Below are 2,500 nucleotides of genomic sequence, written 5' to 3'. Positions count from 1 at the left end.
TGTAGGACTGCAATGTGGACTCAAAGATTATAGAAGAATGATTTGGGAAGATCAGCCAAAGAGAGTAATAGCCTCGTATTTAAAATAGTCTTTGTACCTAGCAGTATCCTGAGTACGGCGGGACACGAGAAATCCCGTCGGAATCTGGGAGGACCATCTCCCAACCCTAAATACTCCCTAGTGACCGATAGTGAACCAGTACCGTGAGGGAAAGGTGAAAAGCACCCCGGGAGGGGAGTGAAATAGAACCTGAAACCGTGTGCCTACAACAAGTTCGAGCCCGTTAATGGGTGAGAGCGTGCCTTTTGTAGAATGAACCGGCGAGTTACGTTATGATGCGAGGTTAAGTTGAAGAGACGGAGCCGTAGGGAAACCGAGTCTGAACAGGGCGAATTAGTATCATGACGTAGACCCGAAACCATGTGACCTACCCATGAGCAGGTTGAAGGTGCGGTAAGACGCACTGGAGGACCGAACCAGGGCACGTTGAAAAGTGCTTGGATGACTTGTGGGTAGCGGAGAAATTCCAAACGAACTTGGAGATAGCTGGTTCTCTCCGAAATAGCTTTAGGGCTAGCGTCGACATTAGAGATTCTTGGAGGTAGAGCACTGTTTGGGTGAGGGGTCCATCCCGGATTACCAATCTCAGATAAACTCCGAATGCCAAAGAATTATGGTCGGCAGTCAGACTGCGAGTGCTAAGATCCGTAGTCGAAAGGGAAACAGCCCAGACCACCAGCTAAGGTCCCAAAATAATTGTTAAGTGGAAAAGGATGTGGGGTTGCACAGACAACTAGGATGTTAGCTTAGAAGCAGCTATTCATTCAAAGAGTGCGTAATAGCTCACTAGTCGAGTGACCCTGCGCCGAAAATGTACCGGGGCTAAAACAATTTACCGAAGCTGTGGATACCTTTATAGGTATGGTAGGAGAGCGTTCTATGTGTGATGAAGGTATACCGTGAGGAGTGCTGGAACGCATAGAAGTGAGAATGCCGGTATGAGTAGCGAAAGACAGGTGAGAATCCTGTCCACCGTAAGACTAAGGTTTCCAGGGGAAGGCTCGTCCGCCCTGGGTTAGTCGGGACCTAAGGAGAGACCGAAAGGTGTATCCGATGGACAACAGGTTGATATTCCTGTACTAGAGTATGTAGTGATGGAGGGACGCAGTAGGCTAACTAAAGCAGACGATTGGAAGAGTCTGTCTAAGCAGTGAGGTGTGAACTGAGTTAAATGCTTAGTTCTATAACATTGAGCTGTGATGGGGAGCGAAGTTTAGTAGCGAAGTTAGTGACGTCACACTGCCAAGAAAAGCTTCTAGCGTTTAAACATACTCTACCCGTACCGCAAACCGACACAGGTAGTCGAGGCGAGTAGCCTCAGGTGAGCGAGAGAACTCTCGTTAAGGAACTCGGCAAAATGACCCCGTAACTTCGGGAGAAGGGGTGCTGACTTTAAGTCAGCCGCAGTGAATAGGCCCAAGCAACTGTTTATCAAAAACACAGCTCTCTGCTAAATCGTAAGATGATGTATAGGGGGTGACGCCTGCCCGGTGCTGGAAGGTTAAGAGGAGTGCTTAGCGTAAGCGAAGGTATGAATTGAAGCCCCAGTAAACGGCGGCCGTAACTATAACGGTCCTAAGGTAGCGAAATTCCTTGTCGGGTAAGTTCCGACCCGCACGAAAGGCGTAATGATTTGGGCACTGTCTCAACGAGAGACTCGGTGAAATTTTAGTACCTGTGAAGATGCAGGTTACCCGCGACAGGACGGAAAGACCCCATGGAGCTTTACTGCAGTTTGATATTGAGTGTCTGTACCACATGTACAGGATAGGTAGGAGTCTATGAGATCGGGACGCCAGTTTCGAAGGAGACGTTGTTGGGATACTACCCTTGTGTTATGGCCACTCTAACCCAGATAGGTGATCCCTATCGGAGACAGTGTCTGACGGGCAGTTTGACTGGGGCGGTCGCCTCCTAAAAGGTAACGGAGGCGCCCAAAGGTTCCCTCAGAATGGTTGGAAATCATTCGCAGAGTGTAAAGGTATAAGGGAGCTTGACTGCGAGAGCTACAACTCGAGCAGGGACGAAAGTCGGGCTTAGTGATCCGGTGGTTCCGTATGGAAGGGCCATCGCTCAACGGATAAAAGCTACCCTGGGGATAACAGGCTTATCTCCCCCAAGAGTTCACATCGACGGGGAGGTTTGGCACCTCGATGTCGGCTCGTCGCATCCTGGGGCTGTAGTCGGTCCCAAGGGTTGGGCTGTTCGCCCATTAAAGCGGCACGCGAGCTGGGTTCAGAACGTCGTGAGACAGTTCGGTCCCTATCCGTCGCGGGCGTAGGAAATTTGAGAGGAACTGCTCCTAGTACGAGAGGACCAGAGTGGACTTACCGCTGGTGTACCAGTTGTCTTGCCAAAGGCATCGCTGGGTAGCTATGTAGGGAAGGGATAAACGCTGAAAGCATCTAAGTGTGAAACCCACCTCAAGATGAGATTTCCC

General features: G+C 50.2%; 1 rRNA gene (cut by a window edge). It reads left to right on the top strand.

The annotated features are described in order from the left end of the window. Positions 1 to 2,500: ribosomal RNA gene (locus PCY12_RS10235) — 23S ribosomal RNA — on the top strand (its annotated part extends 291 nt beyond the left edge of the window); the annotation flags it as partial.

The sequence above is a fragment of the Streptococcus sp. SPS1 genome, assembly GCF_030439915.1.
In the GTDB taxonomy this organism is placed as follows: domain Bacteria; phylum Bacillota; class Bacilli; order Lactobacillales; family Streptococcaceae; genus Streptococcus.
Note: the sequence above shows the minus strand (reverse complement) of the source record. Positions and strands in the feature narration are given on the sequence as shown.